Origin of the sequence: Streptomyces sp. NPDC052040 (assembly GCF_044548405.1) — a bacterium.
Lineage (GTDB): Bacteria > Actinomycetota > Actinomycetes > Streptomycetales > Streptomycetaceae > Streptomyces.
Genome location: NZ_JBIUBV010000009.1, coordinates 187,541 through 202,491 on the forward strand (window position 1 = coordinate 187,541; position 14,951 = coordinate 202,491).

15 protein-coding genes are annotated in these 14,951 nt (G+C 71.7%); 8 read left to right on the forward strand and 7 right to left on the reverse strand.

Going from position 1 to position 14,951, the window contains the following annotated elements; genetic code table 11:
• Window positions 1–3: 3 nt before the first annotated feature.
• The 5 genes from ACIHAA_RS19980 (at window position 4) to ACIHAA_RS20000 (ending at window position 5,824) form a co-directional block, all read left to right on the forward strand.
• Window positions 4–1,686 carry an ABC transporter ATP-binding protein gene (locus ACIHAA_RS19980; RefSeq protein ID WP_399819089.1) on the forward strand — a complete coding sequence of 561 codons (1,683 nt, stop codon included), beginning with the start codon at window positions 4–6 and terminating at the stop codon, window positions 1,684–1,686.
• Window positions 1,683–2,807, forward strand: coding sequence for an ABC transporter permease (locus ACIHAA_RS19985; RefSeq protein ID WP_399818854.1), 1,125 nt, complete (start codon window positions 1,683–1,685; stop codon window positions 2,805–2,807). Before ACIHAA_RS19980 ends, ACIHAA_RS19985 begins: the two co-directional genes overlap by 4 nt.
• Window positions 2,807–4,069, forward strand: a complete 1,263-nt coding sequence (locus ACIHAA_RS19990; RefSeq protein ID WP_399818856.1) for an ABC transporter permease — start codon at window positions 2,807–2,809, stop codon at window positions 4,067–4,069. The genes ACIHAA_RS19985 and ACIHAA_RS19990 overlap by 1 nt, the downstream gene beginning before the upstream one ends.
• A complete protein-coding gene (locus ACIHAA_RS19995) occupies window positions 4,066–4,467 on the forward strand; it encodes a cytidine deaminase (RefSeq protein WP_399818858.1) in 402 nt (133 codons plus the stop codon). The genes ACIHAA_RS19990 and ACIHAA_RS19995 overlap by 4 nt, the downstream gene beginning before the upstream one ends.
• A gap of 73 nt (window positions 4,468–4,540) precedes the next feature.
• Window positions 4,541–5,824: a thymidine phosphorylase gene (locus ACIHAA_RS20000; protein WP_399818860.1), complete on the forward strand. Its 1,284-nt coding sequence runs from the start codon at window positions 4,541–4,543 to the stop codon at window positions 5,822–5,824.
• A gap of 63 nt (window positions 5,825–5,887) precedes the next feature.
• Here ACIHAA_RS20000 and ACIHAA_RS20005 read toward each other — a convergent pair whose 3' ends face one another.
• Entirely contained in the window at window positions 5,888–7,159 is a 1,272-nt protein-coding gene (locus ACIHAA_RS20005) for an MFS transporter (RefSeq protein WP_399818861.1), read from the reverse strand.
• A gap of 63 nt (window positions 7,160–7,222) precedes the next feature.
• Here ACIHAA_RS20005 and ACIHAA_RS20010 point away from each other — a divergent pair, with 63 nt between their 5' ends.
• Window positions 7,223–8,185: a LysR substrate-binding domain-containing protein gene (locus ACIHAA_RS20010; protein WP_399818863.1), complete on the forward strand. Its 963-nt coding sequence runs from the start codon at window positions 7,223–7,225 to the stop codon at window positions 8,183–8,185.
• 16 nt (window positions 8,186–8,201) lie between these two features.
• On the opposite strand, the gene ACIHAA_RS20015 is transcribed toward ACIHAA_RS20010, so the two are convergent.
• On the reverse strand, window positions 8,202–8,966 hold the full coding sequence (locus tag ACIHAA_RS20015) for an alpha/beta hydrolase (protein WP_399818864.1): 765 nt from the start codon (window positions 8,964–8,966) through the stop codon (window positions 8,202–8,204).
• A gap of 113 nt (window positions 8,967–9,079) precedes the next feature.
• Here ACIHAA_RS20015 and ACIHAA_RS20020 point away from each other — a divergent pair, with 113 nt between their 5' ends.
• Window positions 9,080–10,234: an adenosine deaminase gene (locus ACIHAA_RS20020; RefSeq protein ID WP_399818865.1), complete on the forward strand. Its 1,155-nt coding sequence runs from the start codon at window positions 9,080–9,082 to the stop codon at window positions 10,232–10,234.
• Between the two features lie 135 nt (window positions 10,235–10,369).
• Window positions 10,370–10,711, forward strand: coding sequence for an ATP-binding protein (locus ACIHAA_RS20025; RefSeq protein ID WP_399818868.1), 342 nt, complete (start codon window positions 10,370–10,372; stop codon window positions 10,709–10,711).
• Window positions 10,712–10,838: 127 nt separating this feature from the next.
• Here the strand turns inward: ACIHAA_RS20025 and ACIHAA_RS20030 are convergent, their stop codons facing one another.
• The 5 genes from ACIHAA_RS20030 to afsQ1 form a co-directional block, all read right to left on the reverse strand.
• A complete protein-coding gene (locus ACIHAA_RS20030) occupies window positions 10,839–11,045 on the reverse strand; it encodes a PspC domain-containing protein (protein WP_399818870.1) in 207 nt (68 codons plus the stop codon).
• A gap of 145 nt (window positions 11,046–11,190) precedes the next feature.
• Window positions 11,191–11,739 (reverse strand): VanZ family protein, encoded by a 549-nt coding sequence (locus tag ACIHAA_RS20035; protein WP_399818872.1) that lies wholly within the window; start codon window positions 11,737–11,739, stop codon window positions 11,191–11,193.
• Between the two features lie 168 nt (window positions 11,740–11,907).
• Window positions 11,908–12,522 carry a hypothetical protein gene (locus ACIHAA_RS20040; protein WP_399818873.1) on the reverse strand — a complete coding sequence of 205 codons (615 nt, stop codon included), beginning with the start codon at window positions 12,520–12,522 and terminating at the stop codon, window positions 11,908–11,910.
• Window positions 12,519–14,087 carry an ATP-binding protein gene (locus tag ACIHAA_RS20045; protein WP_399818876.1) on the reverse strand — a complete coding sequence of 523 codons (1,569 nt, stop codon included), beginning with the start codon at window positions 14,085–14,087 and terminating at the stop codon, window positions 12,519–12,521. The genes ACIHAA_RS20040 and ACIHAA_RS20045 overlap by 4 nt, the downstream gene beginning before the upstream one ends.
• Window positions 14,084–14,761, reverse strand: coding sequence for a two-component system response regulator AfsQ1 (gene afsQ1 / locus ACIHAA_RS20050; RefSeq protein WP_399818878.1), 678 nt, complete (start codon window positions 14,759–14,761; stop codon window positions 14,084–14,086). Before afsQ1 ends, ACIHAA_RS20045 begins: the two co-directional genes overlap by 4 nt.
• Window positions 14,762–14,951: the final 190 nt, after the last annotated feature.

Sequence of the window (14,951 nt, forward strand, 5' to 3'; positions counted from 1 at the left end):
GCCATCGACGCGTCCAGCAGCCCTCCGCTCACCGCACCGTCGACGACCGCGGTAGAGCTGGCGGGCATCACCAAGCGGTTCCCCGGTGTCGTCGCCAACCACGACATCCACCTCACGGTCCGCAAGGGCACCGTGCACGCCCTCGTCGGCGAGAACGGGGCCGGCAAGTCCACCCTGATGAAGATCCTCTACGGCATGCAGAAGCCGGACGAGGGGACCATCAGCATCGACGGCGAGCCGGTGACCTTCAACAGCCCCGCCGACGCCATCCAGCGCGGCATCGGCATGGTCCACCAGCACTTCATGCTCGCCGACAACCTCACGGTCCTGGAGAACGTGGCGCTCGGCAGCGAGAAGCTCTACGGCATCGGCGGCGGCGCCCGCAAGAAGATCAAGGAGATCTCCGAGCGCTACGGCCTCGGCGTACGCCCCGACGTCCTCGTCGAGGACCTCGGTGTCGCCGACCGTCAGCGCGTGGAGATCCTCAAGGTCCTCTACCGCGGCGCCAAGACCCTCATCCTCGACGAGCCGACCGCCGTGCTCGTCCCGCAGGAGGTCGACGCGCTCTTCGACAACCTGCGCGAGCTGAAGTCCGAGGGCCTCTCCGTCATCTTCATCTCCCACAAGCTGGGCGAGGTCCTGTCGGTCGCCGACGACATCACCGTCATAAGGCGCGGCACGACGGTCGGTACCGCCGTGCCCTCCGAGACGACCCCGCGCCAGCTCGCCGAGCTGATGGTCGGCAGCGAGCTGCCCACCCCGGAGACCGCCGAGTCGACGGTGACCGACCGCCCGGTGATCGAGGTCAAGGGCCTCACCGTGCACGCCGGCGGCGGCCCCTCCCTCGGCGACCTCGCCGAGCCCGCCCCCACCGGCCTGCTCACCGAGGCGACCGCCGAGAGCGCGGCCACGGTGCGCCGCGTCCTCGACGACGTCACCTTCACCATCCACGCCGGTGAGGTCATGGGCATCGCCGGTGTCGAGGGCAACGGCCAGACCGAGCTGATCGACGCACTGATCGGCCTGAAGAACGCCGACTCCGGCTCCATCGCCTTCCTCGGCGAGGACATCACCTCCTGGGCCACCCGCAAGCGCCGCGAGCAGGGCGTCGGCTACATCCCCGAGGACCGCCACCGCCACGGCCTCCTGCTGGAAGCCCCGCTGTGGGAGAACCGCATCCTCGGCCATGTCACCGAGCGCCCCAACGCCAAGGGCTTCTGGCTCGACCCCAAGGGCGCCCAGGAGGACACCCGGCGGATCGTCGAGGAGTACGACGTCCGTACGCCCGGCATCGACGTCACCGCCGCCTCCCTGTCCGGCGGCAACCAGCAGAAGCTGATCGTCGGCCGGGAGATGAGCCACAACCCGAAGTTCCTGATCGCCGCCCACCCCACCCGCGGTGTGGACGTCGGCGCGCAGGCACAGATCTGGGACCAGATCCGCGCGGCCCGCCGCGAAGGCCTGGCCGTGCTGCTGATCTCCGCCGACCTGGACGAGCTGATCGGTCTCTCCGACACCCTGCGGGTGATCTACAACGGCCGCCTGGTCGCCGACGCCGACCCCGCCACGATCACCCCGGAGGAACTGGGCTCGGCGATGACCGGTGCTGCCTCCGGTCACCTGGAACACGAAGAAAGCGCCACAGAAGGCGACGCAGCGGCCGGCCCGGAGGACGACGCCCGATGAAGAAGTTCGACAAGGAGCGGGTGCTCCTCGCAGTGGCCGGTCCGGTCATCGCGCTCGTCTCGGCGATCCTGCTCACCTCGGTCGTGCTGGTCGCCTCCGGCAAGAACCCCTTCGAGCCGTACCGGCTGATGCTCCAGCAGATCGGCTACTCCGACGTCCAGGTGCTGATCGTCAACCAGGCGTCGATGTACTACCTGGCGGCCCTCGCGGTGGCCGTCGGCTTCCGTATGAACCTGTTCAACATCGGCGTCGACGGCCAGTACCGCCTGGCCGCGATGATGACGGCGGTGGTCGGCGCGCACCTCGCGCTGCCGTCCTTCCTCCAGATCCCGGTGCTGATGCTGGTCGCCATGCTCACCGGCGCCTTCTGGGCCGGTATCGCGGGCGTCCTGAAGACCACCCGCGGGGTGAGCGAGGTCGTCGCGACGATCATGCTCAACGCGATCGCCACCAGCCTCATCGGCTACCTCACCCTCTCCAACATGTGGGGTGTGCAGGTCGGCAACAACATGACGACCGGCACCATGAAGAAGTCCGGCTGGTTCCCGGGCATCAACCTGGGCTCCGACGTCGGCGAGATCTACGGCCTGGTCTTCCTCGCCGTCCTCGCGGGCATCCTGTACTGGCTGGTCCTCAACCGCACCCGCTTCGGCTTCGACCTGCGCGCCACCGGCGCCTCCGAGACCGCGGCCGCCGCCTCCGGCGTCAACGCCAAGCGCATGGTGCTCACCGCGATGCTGATCTCCGGCGCGGTCGCGGGCCTGTCCGGCCTGCCGCTGCTGCTCGGCGACGCCCACACCTACAGCCTGAGCTTCCCGACGGGCCTCGGCTTCACCGGTATCACCATCGCCCTGCTCGGCCGCAACAACCCGGCCGGCATCGCCTTCGCCGCACTGCTGATCGCCTTCCTGGACAAGGCGTCCCCCGCCCTCGACTACGCGACCCCGGTCGCGTACGAGAAGGAGATCGCCACGATCATGCAGGGCCTGATCGTCTTCGCGGTCGTCATCTCCTACGAGGCCGTACGCCAGTGGGGTCTGCGCCGCCAGCAGAAGCGGGTGGGCGCCGAGCTGGCCGCCCAGGCCGCCAACAACACGCACAAGAAGGAGGTGGCTGCCTGATGACCACCGCGACCGTCGCCAAGCCGAAGGCGCAGCAGCCCGGCAGGGGCAGCCGCCGTATGTCGCTCCCGGTACTTCTGCTGATCGTCGCCGGAGTACTGGTCCTGACCTCGATCGTCCGGCTGATCACCGGCGCGGACGGCATCACGTCGACCGGGCAGATGTCCACCGCGCTGCGCCTCGCCGTGCCGATCGGCCTCGCGGGCCTCGGCGGCCTGTGGGCCGAGCGCTCCGGCGTCGTCAACATCGGCCTTGAAGGCATGATGATCCTCGGCACCTGGTTCGGTGCCTGGGCCGGCTACCAGTGGGGCCCGTGGACCGGTGTGGTCTTCGGGATCATCGGCGGCGCGCTCGGCGCCGTCCTGCACGCCATCGCCACCGTCACCTTCAATGTGAACCACATCGTCTCCGGTGTGGCGATCAACATCCTGGCCCTCGGCACCACCCGCTACCTCTCGAAGTTCACCTTCGAGAACGCGCCCCAGGGCTCCGCCAAGCAGTCCCCGCCGATCGACTCGCTCGGCACCTTCGACATCCCGGGACTGTCCAGCTGGCTGGACACGCTCAACCAGAAGCACTGGTTCCTGGTGTCCGACATCGCGGGCCTGGTCGGCGGACTGGTCACCGACCTGTCCCCGCTGACCGTGATCGCGGTGGCCCTGGTCCCGTTCACCTGGTGGGTGCTGTGGCGCACGGCCTTCGGCCTGCGGCTGCGCTCCTGCGGTGAGAACCCCGTGGCGGCGGAGTCCCTCGGCGTCAACGTGTACAAGTACAAGTACATCGCCGTGATCATCTCGGGCGGCTTCGCGGGCCTCGGCGGCGCGTTCCTGTCCATCGTGGCCTCCAACGTCTACCTGGACGGCCAGACCGCGGGCCGCGGCTACATCGGTCTCGCCGCGATGATCTTCGGTAACTGGATGCCGGGCGGACTCGCCCTCGGCGCCGGTCTGTTCGGCTACACCGACAGCCTGAACCTGCGCGGCGGCACCACCAACGTGCACGCCCTGATCCTGCTGCTCGGCATCCTCGTGGTGTTCGGCGCGGCCTACCTGGCCTGGAAGAAGCGCTACGTCCCCGCGGTGCTCACCGCCGTGGCCTCCGCGCTGCTCTTCGTCTGGTACGCCACCACCCACGAGGTCCCCGCGCAGCTGGTGACCGCCACCCCGTACCTCGTCACCCTGCTGGTGCTCTCGCTGTCCGCGCAGAGCCTCAGGATGCCCAAGGCGGACGGCATGCCGTACCGGAAGGGACAGGGCAAGTGACCACGCCCGCCCCGGTCGACTGGGCGGCCCTGCGGGAGCTGGCGCGCGCGGCGATGGCCCGCGCGTACGCTCCCTACTCGGGCTACCCGGTCGGTGTCGCGGCCCTGGTCGACGACGGACGCACCGTCACCGGCTGCAATGTCGAGAACGCCTCCTACGGCCTCGGGCTGTGCGCGGAGTGCGGACTCGTCTCCCAGTTGCAGAACACCGGGGGCGGCCGGCTGACGCACTTCACCTGCGTCGACGGCAAGGGGGACATCCTCGTGCCGTGCGGCCGCTGCCGCCAGCTGCTCTACGAGTTCGGCGGCCCGGATCTGCTGCTCGAAACCCCGGCGGGCATCCTGCCGCTGTCCGAGATGCTGCCCCAGGCCTTCGGCCCGGACCATCTCACCAAGTAACTCCCGTGCGGCCCCCCGAGTCGACCGACCTGGCTCAGGGGGCCGCACACCTTCGTACCTCCGGAAGGAAACCATGGCCATGGACGCCATCTCCGTCATCCGCACCAAGCGGGACCGCGGTGAGCTGACCGACGAGCAGATCGACTGGGTCATCGACGCGTACACGCGGGGCGCGGTCGCCGACGAGCAGATGTCCGCGCTCGCGATGGCCATCCTGCTCAACGGCATGAACCGGCGGGAGATCGCCCGCTGGACCGCCGCGATGATCGCCTCGGGCGAGCGGATGGACTTCTCGTCGCTCTCCCTGCCGACGGCCGACAAGCACTCCACCGGCGGCGTGGGCGACAAGATCACCCTTCCGCTGGCACCGCTGGTCGCCGCCTGCGGCGCGGCCGTCCCGCAGCTGTCCGGCCGCGGCCTCGGCCACACCGGCGGCACCCTGGACAAGCTGGAGTCGATCCCCGGCTGGCGCGCGCTGCTGTCGAACGAGGAGATGCTGCACGTCCTCGACACCACGGGCGCGGTGATCTGCGCGGCGGGCGACGGCCTGGCCCCCGCCGACAAGAAGCTCTACGCGCTGCGCGACGTCACCGGCACGGTCGAGGCGATCCCGCTGATCGCCTCCTCGATCATGTCGAAGAAGATCGCCGAGGGCACCGGCTCGCTGGTCCTGGACGTGAAGGTCGGCTCCGGCGCCTTCATGAAGACCATCGAGGACGCGCGCGAGCTGGCGTCCACCATGGTGGGTCTCGGCACCGACCACGGGGTGAAGACGGTGGCGCTGCTCACCGACATGTCCACCCCGCTGGGCCTGACCGCGGGCAACGCCCTCGAGGTCCGCGAGTCGGTCGAGGTCCTGGCGGGCGGCGGCCCGGCGGACGTCGTGGAACTCACCGTCGCCCTGGCGCGGGAGATGCTCGACGCGGCCGGTGTGAAGGACGCGGACCCGGCGAAGGCGCTGGCCGACGGCTCGGCGATGGACGTCTGGCGCCGGATGATCGCGGCCCAGGGCGGCGACCCGGACGCGGTGCTGCCCACGTCGAAGGAGCAGCATGTGGTGAAGGCCCCCTCCTCGGGCGTCCTGACCCGCCTCGACGCCTACGGTGTCGGCGTCGCCGCCTGGCGTCTCGGTGCGGGCCGCGCCCGCAAGGAGGACCCGGTGCAGGCCGGTGCGGGCGTCGAGATGCACGCCAAGCCGGGCGACACCGTGACCGCGGGCCAGCCCCTGCTGACCCTGCACACGGACACCCCCGAGCGCTTCGAGTACGCCCTTGAGGCCATCGAGGGCTCCTACGACGTCGCAGCCCCGGGCACGGACTTCACCGCCTCCCCGGTGGTGCTGGAGCGTATCGCCTGACCTGGGCTGTCATCGCTCGGACGAACGGGACCGGTGGACCTCCACCGGTCCCGTTGCCGTGGGTCAGGCGGTGGCGGGGCGGCGTTCGGCCCGGGCCGCTCGGGTGCCGAGGAGGGTGATCGCGACGACGCCGAGGATCGCCAGGACGCCGAGGCACACCGTCCCGGCCCAGCCGTCCGCGTGGAAGGCCACCGCGCCGAGCGTGCTGCCCGTGCTGGAGCCGATGTAGTACGAGGACTGGTACAGCGCGGAGGCCTGGGCGCGGCCCCGTTGTGCCGTGTGGCTGACCGCCGACGACGCCACCGCGTGGCCCGCGAAGAAACCGGCCGTGATCAGGACCAGGCCGAGCAGCACCAGCGGCAGGGTAGAGGCCAGGGACAGCAGCAGGCCCGCTGTGGTGGTGCCGCCCGCCAGGTAGAGCGCCCCGCGGCGGCCCAGGCGGCTCACCAGGCGCCCGGCCGCCGAGGCCGAGACCGTGCCGACCAGGTACACCAGAAAGACCGAGCCGATGATGCCCTGCGGCAGCCCGAACGGCTCCTCGGTCAGGCGGTAGCCGATCACGGTGTAGACACCGCCGAACACCACCATGAACAGGGCGCCGATCGCGTAGAGGCGGCGCAGCAGCGGATTGGCCAGATGGTCGCGGACCGAGCGGGCCAGCACCCGCGGGCGCAGCGACCCGGCGGTGAAGTGCTTCGGTGCCGGAAGCAGCAGCCGGAAGGCCACCGCGCAGGCCACCGCGATCACCCCGACGGTGGCGACGGCGGCCCGCCAGCCCCACTCCTGGGCGACCCAGCCGGTGATGATCCGGCCGCTCATCCCGCCGACGCTGTTGCCGGCCACGAACAGGCCGATCGCCGTGATCAGTGCCTTGGGGCTGACCTCCTCGGCCAGATACGCGGTCGCCGACGCGGGCAGCCCGGCCAGCGCCGCGCCCTGGACCACCCGCAGCGCGATCAGCGCGCCGATCGAGGGGGCGAAGGGCACCAGCAGACCCACCGTCACCGCGACCGCCAGCGACGCCGTCATCAGCGTCCGCCGCCCGAACCGCTCCGAGAGCGCGCTCATGGGCAGGACGAACAGCGCCAGTCCGCCGGTCGCGCCCGACACCGTCCAGCTCGCCGCGCTCGCCGTCACCCCGAAGTCGCGGGAGACGAGGGGCAGCAGGGCCTGCGTGGAGTAGAGAAGGGCGAAGGTCGCGACCCCGGCGAGGAAGAGGGCGAAGCTCATCCGGCGGTAGCCGGGGCCGCCGGGGGTCAGACGGGAGTCGGAGGAGGGGACGCTTACGGTGTCGGCGCCCACGATGGTGGACGCCCCGGTATCGGCGGCAGGCATATGTCGACCGTACGGACGCGGCCATTCATCCGTCCAATGCATGGAACCGCCATAATCGTTCCCATGGTGCATCAGCAGAGGTCAGCGTCACGGCTGTCACCGTCCGGTGACACAAGTGATGCAGAAGACATCGTCGCGCTGCTCGCGCCGCGCCTCGCGCACTTCGCGGGTGTGGCCCGGAACGAGCATGTCACCCGGGCCGCGCGGGAGATGAAAGTCCCCCAGTCCACCCTGTCCCGCGGACTCGTACGCCTCGAAGAGGATCTGGGCGTCCAGTTGTTCGCCCGCCGCGGTCGCACGGTCGCCCTCACCCCCGCCGGGCGGACCTTCCTCGGGTCCGTGGAGCGCGCCCTCGCGGAGATCGAGCGGGCCGCCGAGGAGGTCCGCGCGGACGCCGACCCGGCCACCGGCAAGGTCGCCTTCGGGTTTCTGCACACGATGGGCGCCGAGACCGTGCCCGGACTGCTGCACGCCTTCCGCGCGGATCATCCGAAGGTGCGCTTCAGCCTGGTGCAGAACTACGGCGAGGCGATGCTGGAGCGGCTGCGCGCGGGCGACCTCGACCTGTGTCTGACCTCCCCGGTGCCGGACGCCCCGGACCTGGTCGCCCGCCGTCTGGACGAGCAGAAGCTGCGGCTCGTGGTCCCCGCCGACCACCGGCTCGCCCGCCGTCGGCGCATCCGCCTCGCCGAGGCGGCGGAGGAGACCTTTGTGACCCTGGAGCCCGGCTACGGGCTGCGCCGCATCACCGACGACGTGTGCCGCGAGGCCGGGTTCACCCCGCGGATCGCCTTCGAGGGCGAGGAGGCCGAGACCCTGCGGGGCCTGGTCGCGGCGGGGCTGGGCGTCGCGCTGCTGCCGCCGCCCGCGGTGCCCCGGCCCGGGGTCGTGGAGCTGACGGTCACGGCGCCCCGGGCGGTGCGGGAGATCGGCGTCGCCTGGCTGGCGGGGCAGGTGGACACACCCCCGGTGGCCGCCTTCAAGAAGTTCCTGCTGTCCCGGCGGGGGCGGCTGCTGCCGGACTGAGCGCCGCCCCGGGGCGCTACCTCTTGTGCAGCGAACTGCCGAAGCCCGCCGCCAGCGGCATCCGCAGCCCGATGGGCGGGGGCGCAGCGAGCGCGTCCTCCACCGGCCGGGAGAGCGGCCGCCCGAACAGCGTGCCCATCACGAAGTCCTCGGCGAGCGCCTGTACTTCGGAGCGGTACTGGCGCAACCCGTGCCCGTCGGAGTGCACTTCGAAGCGGCAGATGTCACGGTTGGCCTTCTTCGAACGGGCGGCCAGCCGGAAGGACAGCTCGGGGTCGGTGCGTTCGTCGTTGGTGCCGTGCACGATCAGCACCCGCCGCCCGACGAGCTGTTTCACCGGTTCGGGGGATGCGGCCATGTCCTCCTCGGGCAGCCAGGGGGACAGCGCGAGCACCGAGCTGACGGCCGGATGCCCGGCCGCGTGCAGCGCCGCCCGGCCGCCCATGCCCACCCCGGCCAGGCACACCGGAACGTCGCCATGGCGTCGTACGACCTCGTCGGCGGCCCAGGCGGCGTCCTGCGCGGGATGCGCCTCGCTGCCGTTCCACCCCCGGTAGCGGTAGTGCACGACATGGGTGACCAGGCCCTCGTCGTGGCCCGCCCGGGCCAGGCGGCGGCCGAGGGCGTGGACGGAGGCGGTCGCGAACAGGGCGGAGGGTCTGCGGGCGGAGACCTCGTCGCCGCCCGGGAGCAGCAGCACCACGCCGCTCACCGTCGTCGGCTCCGGGCCGAGCACCCGCCCCAGCCGGGCCCTGCGCAGCGGCGTCGCTTGGTGTGCCATGACAGAACAGTGTCAGAAGCGACGGTGTCCGCGACCCGTCCTGTGGGTCACCTTTGCGTATCGACGTCCCGGCCCTTCCCGGGCTCTACGCGCGTAGGGCCTATGGTGCGGAAATGACGAGCCAGCACCGGAACACCCCGAACCCGGACCAGATCCGCCGGGCGCCCAAGGTCCTGCTGCACGATCACCTCGACGGCGGGCTGCGCCCCGCCACCGTCGTCGAACTCGCCCGGGAGACCGGGTACGGGAACCTGCCCGAGACCGAACCGGACAAGCTCGGTCTCTGGTTCCGCGAGGCCGCCGACTCCGGCTCCCTGGAGCGGTATCTGGAGACCTTCTCGCACACCGTCGGAGTGATGCAGACCCGGGACGCGCTGGTCCGGGTCGCCGCGGAGTGCGCCGAGGACCTCGCCGCGGACGGGGTCGTCTACGCCGAGGTGCGCTACGCCCCCGAACAGCATCTGGAGGCCGGGCTCACCCTGGAGGAGGTCGTCGAGGCGGTCAACGAGGGCTTCCGCGAGGGCGAACGGCGGGCGGCCGCGGACGGCCGCCGCATCCGGGTCGGCGCCCTGCTCACCGCCATGCGGCATGCGGCCCGGGCCCTGGAGATCGCCGAACTGGCCAACCGCTACCGCGATCTGGGCGTGGTGGGCTTCGACATCGCGGGCGCCGAGGCCGGTTTCCCGCCCACCCGGCACCTGGACGCCTTCGAGTACCTCAAGCGCGAGAACAACCACTTCACCATCCACGCCGGGGAGGCCTTCGGACTGCCGTCCATCTGGCAGGCGTTGCAGTGGTGCGGCGCCGACCGGCTCGGGCACGGGGTACGCATCATCGACGACATCGAGGTCCTCGACGACGGCTCGGTGAGGCTCGGCCGCCTCGCCTCCTACGTCCGCGACAAGCGCATCCCGCTGGAGCTGTGCCCCAGCTCCAACCTCCAGACCGGCGCCGCCACCTCGTACGCCGACCACCCCATCGGGCTGCTGCGGCGGCTGCACTTCCGGGCCACGGTGAACACCGACAACCGGCTGATGTCGGGCACGAGCATGAGCCGGGAGTGCGAGCATCTGGTCGACGCCTTCGGCTACACACTCGACGATCTCCAGTGGTTCACGGTCAACGCCATGAAGTCGGCGTTCATCCCTTTCGATGAACGACTGGCGATGATCAACGACGTCATCAAGCCCGGATACGCCGAGCTGAAGTCCGAATGGCTGTTCAAGGGAACCGCTTCCACCAGCGCTTCGAGGGCCGACGAGGGCTGAGCGGGTCCGCCGACCGGCGGCCGGGCGCCACCGTCCATGGCGTCCGGGGGTGTTTGCGGAGCCCGTCGGCGCGTGCCTACGGTTCCGGAACCGCTCGTACCCCTCCCCGTCATCCGAGCCAAGGACGCACTCACCATGAAGCAGTCTGCTGCCAGAACCCTCGGGGTCGCCGCCCTCGGTGCCGCCTTCGCCGCCGCGGGCGCGGGTGTCGCGAGCGCGGCCCCCGCCGTGCAGGACATCACCGGGCCCGACGCCGTGGCCCACGCGGTGCCGTTGGGCAAGGTCACCGGAACGGTCCCCGGCGCGGGCCAGGTGCTCGGCCGGGGACAGCACGCCCTCGGCACCGCGGTGCCGACCGTCGGGAAGGCCGCCGCCCACGGACCGGCCGCACCGGTCGGGCGGCTGCTCGGCGGACTGCCCGTCAGCTCGTCGCCGACCACCCGGGACGTGCCGCTGAACGGCATCCCGCTGGCCTGACGCACACCGTCCGTGACGCCGTGGGGCGGCCCCTCGCCGGGGCCGCCCCACGGCGTCGTCCGCGTCCGGGGGCCGCGCCCCAAGGGCCGGGCCGCACCGGGTCACCGGGCCGGGTCACCGCGCCGTGTCACCAGGCCGCGGAAGCACCCGCCTTGTCCTCAGCGGGAAGCAGGATCCACAGGGCTATGTAGAGCAGGAACTGCGGGCCCGGAAGCAGGCAGGACAGCAGGAAGATCACCCGCATCGTGGTCGCGGAGGTGCCGAAGCGCCGTGCCAGCGCTGCGCACACTCCGCCGATCATCCGTCCGTGGGTGGGGCGGGCAAGGGCGGTCATGGTGGCTCCTTCGCGAACCGTGGCGGGAAGCGGTCCCGGCTTCTGCCGGGAGTCCGGTCGGCGCCCGGGCCCTCGGCGATGTCCGCCTCTGGTACCCGTTCCGACGTGTTCCACGCTACGGGGACGAAGCGGGAGAAGCGTCACTCTAAGGAGCTATTCCGACCCTGGGAATCGTCGGGGTCCGCCCCTGAGGCGTCTCCTCCCGGGGGTGGGCGGTCCGCCGCCGGGACACGAACCGGCGCAGCAGGACCCGGGCCGCGGGCAGGACCAGCACATGCGCCAGCGCCACCCCGGCGGTGTTCAGCAGCACCGAGTCGATGTCGGCGACCTGGCCGGGCACCCCCGTCTGGGCCAACTCGATGCCCAGGGAGACCAGGGTGCCCGTGGCGACCGTACGGACCAGGGAGGCGAACGGCGAGCCGTCGAGCCGTCCGCCCGCCATCGGCAGCAGCACCCCGAGCGGCGCCAGCAGCGCGAGCCCCTCGCCGAGCCGTCGGGCGGCCTCGGGCCACCCCAGGGCCAGATCGGCCCGGATCCCGGCCAGCGGCTGGAGGTTGGCGGGTCTGACCCAGGGCACGTCCAGCGGGCGCAGCGTGAGCCAGGCGACGAGGGCCAGATGCGCGACGAGGAGGACACTCCCGGCCACCCGGATGCGGAACGCGGCACTGCCGCCGTCTGAGCCTTGACGCTGCACGCCCCCCAAGACGCCACGCCCCGCGCAGTCGGTTCCGCCTCTGCCTCGCGGCTCGTATCGGCCGGGCTCTCCGCCTCCGCGGCGCCGCTCGGCGGGCCGGGGTCTCCGCGTCGGCCTCGTCCCCCGCACGAGGCGGGGCTCCGCTGCCGCCGGGGCGCGCCCGCGGCCTCAGTCCTCCAGGGCCTCCGTCGAGGGCGGGGTCACGGAACCCGGCCGGGAGCGCACTTCGCTCGTGCAGGTGTAGCGGCGCAGCGGCTGCCCCTCGGGGCCGCCGAGCACCACACTGCCGTCGTCGGCGGTGGTCGCCTCCGAGTCGGCGAACGTACACACGATCTGGGCGAGGGCGTAGGAGCCGAGCACCTCCGGACGGGTGCTCAGCCGGAAGGTGTCCGCCGGGTCCTTGCCACGCGGCCCGGCGACCTTGATCGTGCCGGTCACCCCGGTGGTGTACCCGGCCTGCTTCTCCGCGGGCGAGGGCGTCGCGGCGAGCTGGTCCAGCAGCCCCTGCGCGACCAGCACCCGGCGCTCCGCCTCCGCGGTGCCGTCGGGGATGCGGACGAAGCGGTCCACGGTGACCAGTTGGGAGGCGCACAGCAGGAACACCTGGACCGGGATGCCGCGGCCCGCCTGCGCCGAGGCGTCCGTGCCGGACAGCGCGCAGGGCATCCGGGAGGGCGCGGCGCCGAAGTCCGTCGGCACCTGGGTGGCGCGGATGCCGCAGCCGGACAGCAGCGCCGCCAGCACCCCGGCGGCGGCGAGGCAGCGCCCGGCTCGTGTGCTCATCGGGCGTTCCCCCTGGTGCCGTTGCCGTTGCCGTTCCGCAGCTCCTCCTCGACCAGCGGGGACGCGTCCCGCGGCAGCCGCAGCGTGAACACTGCCCCGCCCTCGGGGGAGTTGGCGGCGGTGATGCCGCCGCCGTGGATGTGCGCGTTCTCCATCGCGATGGACAGGCCGAGTCCGCTGCCCTCGGAGCGCGGCCTGGAGGCGCTGGCCTTGTAGAAGCGGTCGAAGACATGCGGCAGGACGTCCTCGGGGATGCCGGGGCCGTGGTCCCGTACCGCGATGACCAGTTCCTCGCCCTCCTCGCGCACCGACACCCGTACCGGCGAACCGCCGTGCTTGAGCGCGTTGCCGATCAGGTTCGCCAGGATGACGTCGAGGCGGCGCGGGTCCAGGCGGGCCATGAGGCCGCGCTCGGCGTCCAGTTCGACCGCGTCCAGCCAGGCGCGGGCGTCGATGCACGCGGTGATCTGGTCGGCGAGGTCCACGTAGTCCAGGACCAGCCGGGCCGTCCCCGCGTCGAAGCGGGTGACCTCCATCAGGTTCTCGACCAGGTCGTTCAGCCGCCGGGTCTCGCTGACCACGAGCCGTACGGCCGGTTCGATCATCGGGTCGACGCTGCCGGTCTCGGCGTCCAGTTCCTCTTCCAGCACCTCGGTGACCGCGGTGATCGCCGTCAGCGGCGTCCGCAGCTCGTGGGACATGTCGGCGACGAAGCGCCGGGAGGCCTCCTCGCGGGCGCTCATGTCCGCGACCGTCTTCTCCAGGGACTCGGCGGCGCGGTTGAACGTCCGGGACAGATCGGCCAGTTCGTCGGTGCCCGACACCCGCAGCCGGGTGTCGAGCTTGCCCTCACCCAGACGCCGGGCCGCGATGCCGAGGCGGTGCACCGGCTTCAGCACGGTCGTGGCGGCGGCCTGGGCGAGCAGCGCCGAGCCGATCAGCGCCAGACCGGTCGCGATGCCGAGCGACCAGGCGAGCGAGTTGAGGTCCTTGGCCTCCGGCTCCAGGGACTTGAGCATGTAGCCGGTCGCGCCGCCGCCCGTCACCCTGGCGCCGCCCACCAGATACGGCTTGTCGTCCTCGACGATCCGCTGCCAGTACAGGTGGTAGGCGGACGCCCCGCCGGACGACTTCTGCTGCTTGTCCACCGCCTTGCGCAGCGCGGCGGGCACGTCCTCCAGGGTGAAGGTGTCCAGGTCGGAGTTGCCGGTCACGGTCCTGCCGTGCTCGTCCTGGGCGGTGAGCAGCACACTGAAGCGCTGGCTGCTGTTCGCCATCTGCCCGGCGGTGTGCTGCAACTGGTCCCGCGTGGGATGGACCGGCAGCGCGCTCGCCCGGTTCTGCATCTCCTGCTGGAAGTCGCGCAGCACCGCGTCCTGGGTGCGGGTGAGCACGGCCTCGCGGTTCAGCCAGTAGGCGATCGCGGAGGCCGACACCGCCGCGGTCAGCGCGACGAGTCCGAAGACCACGACCAGGCGCAGCCGCAGGCTGGTGAAGCGCAGACGGGACTGGACGGTCCTGCGTGCGGCGGCCCAGCCGCGGGGTTCGGTGTGCGGATCGGTCACTGAGGGGCGTCCAGCCGGTATCCGACACCACGGACCGTACGGATCAGCGTGGGGGACGACGGAACGTCCTCCACCTTGGCGCGCAGCCGCTGCACACAGGCGTCGACCAGCCGCGAGTCGCCCAGGTAGTCGTGCTCCCACACCAGCCGCAGCAACTGCTGCCGGGACAGCGCCTGCCCGGGCCGCCGGCTCAGCTCCAGCAGCAGCCGCAGCTCGGTCGGGGTGAGCTGGAGGTCCTCGCCGTTCTTGGTGACCGTCATCGCCGACCGGTCGATGACCACGTTGCCGAAGGCCGCCGAGTCGCTGGACTCCCGCTCGCCGCGCCGCAGCACCGCCCGGATCCGGGCGTCGAGCACCCGGCCCTGCACGGGCTTGACCACATAGTCGTCGGCGCCGGACTCCAGCCCGACCACGACGTCGATGTCGTCGTTGCGCGCGGTCAGCAGGATGATCGGCAGCTGGTCGGTGCGCCGGATACGGCGGCACACCTCGAAACCGTCGATGCCGGGCAGCATGACGTCCAGCACGATCAGATCCGGCCGCTGTTCGCGCAGCAGCTTCAGGCCGTCCTCTCCGGTGGCAGCGGTGGCCACACGGTGTCCCTGGCGCGTCAGTGAGAGCTCCAGGGCCGTTCGGATGGCGTCGTCGTCCTCGATCAGCAACAGGGAAGGCACGGGGGCCATTCTGGCCCATGCCCCGGTGGTCTATCGACTGCGCGGAACGCCCCGGCCGAACCCGGCTGCTTCGCACCCCGGCGCCCGTACGGATGGGTGACCGTACCGCTCTGCTCCGTGACGGCCCGGCGCAACCGGGGCGGACGGGCCCTGTGACAGCTCTGTGACAGTCGGCGGACACGGCCATGAA

What these genes read in the sequence shown, in the direction of transcription:
- ACIHAA_RS19985 (WP_399818854.1), top strand. Translation starts at nt 1,683, where the DNA reads ATGAAGAAGTTCGACAAGGAGCGGGTGCTCCTCGCAGTGGCCGGTCCG.
- ACIHAA_RS19990 (WP_399818856.1), top strand. Translation starts at nt 2,807, where the DNA reads ATGACCACCGCGACCGTCGCCAAGCCGAAGGCGCAGCAGCCCGGCAGG.
- ACIHAA_RS20000 (WP_399818860.1), top strand. Translation starts at nt 4,541, where the DNA reads ATGGCCATGGACGCCATCTCCGTCATCCGCACCAAGCGGGACCGCGGT.
- ACIHAA_RS20005 (WP_399818861.1), bottom strand. Translation starts at nt 7,159, where the DNA reads ATGCCTGCCGCCGATACCGGGGCGTCCACCATCGTGGGCGCCGACACC.
- ACIHAA_RS20010 (WP_399818863.1), top strand. Translation starts at nt 7,223, where the DNA reads ATGGTGCATCAGCAGAGGTCAGCGTCACGGCTGTCACCGTCCGGTGAC.
- ACIHAA_RS20015 (WP_399818864.1), bottom strand. Translation starts at nt 8,966, where the DNA reads ATGGCACACCAAGCGACGCCGCTGCGCAGGGCCCGGCTGGGGCGGGTG.
- ACIHAA_RS20020 (WP_399818865.1), top strand. Translation starts at nt 9,080, where the DNA reads ATGACGAGCCAGCACCGGAACACCCCGAACCCGGACCAGATCCGCCGG.
- ACIHAA_RS20025 (WP_399818868.1), top strand. Translation starts at nt 10,370, where the DNA reads ATGAAGCAGTCTGCTGCCAGAACCCTCGGGGTCGCCGCCCTCGGTGCC.
- ACIHAA_RS20030 (WP_399818870.1), bottom strand. Translation starts at nt 11,045, where the DNA reads ATGACCGCCCTTGCCCGCCCCACCCACGGACGGATGATCGGCGGAGTG.
- ACIHAA_RS20040 (WP_399818873.1), bottom strand. Translation starts at nt 12,522, where the DNA reads ATGAGCACACGAGCCGGGCGCTGCCTCGCCGCCGCCGGGGTGCTGGCG.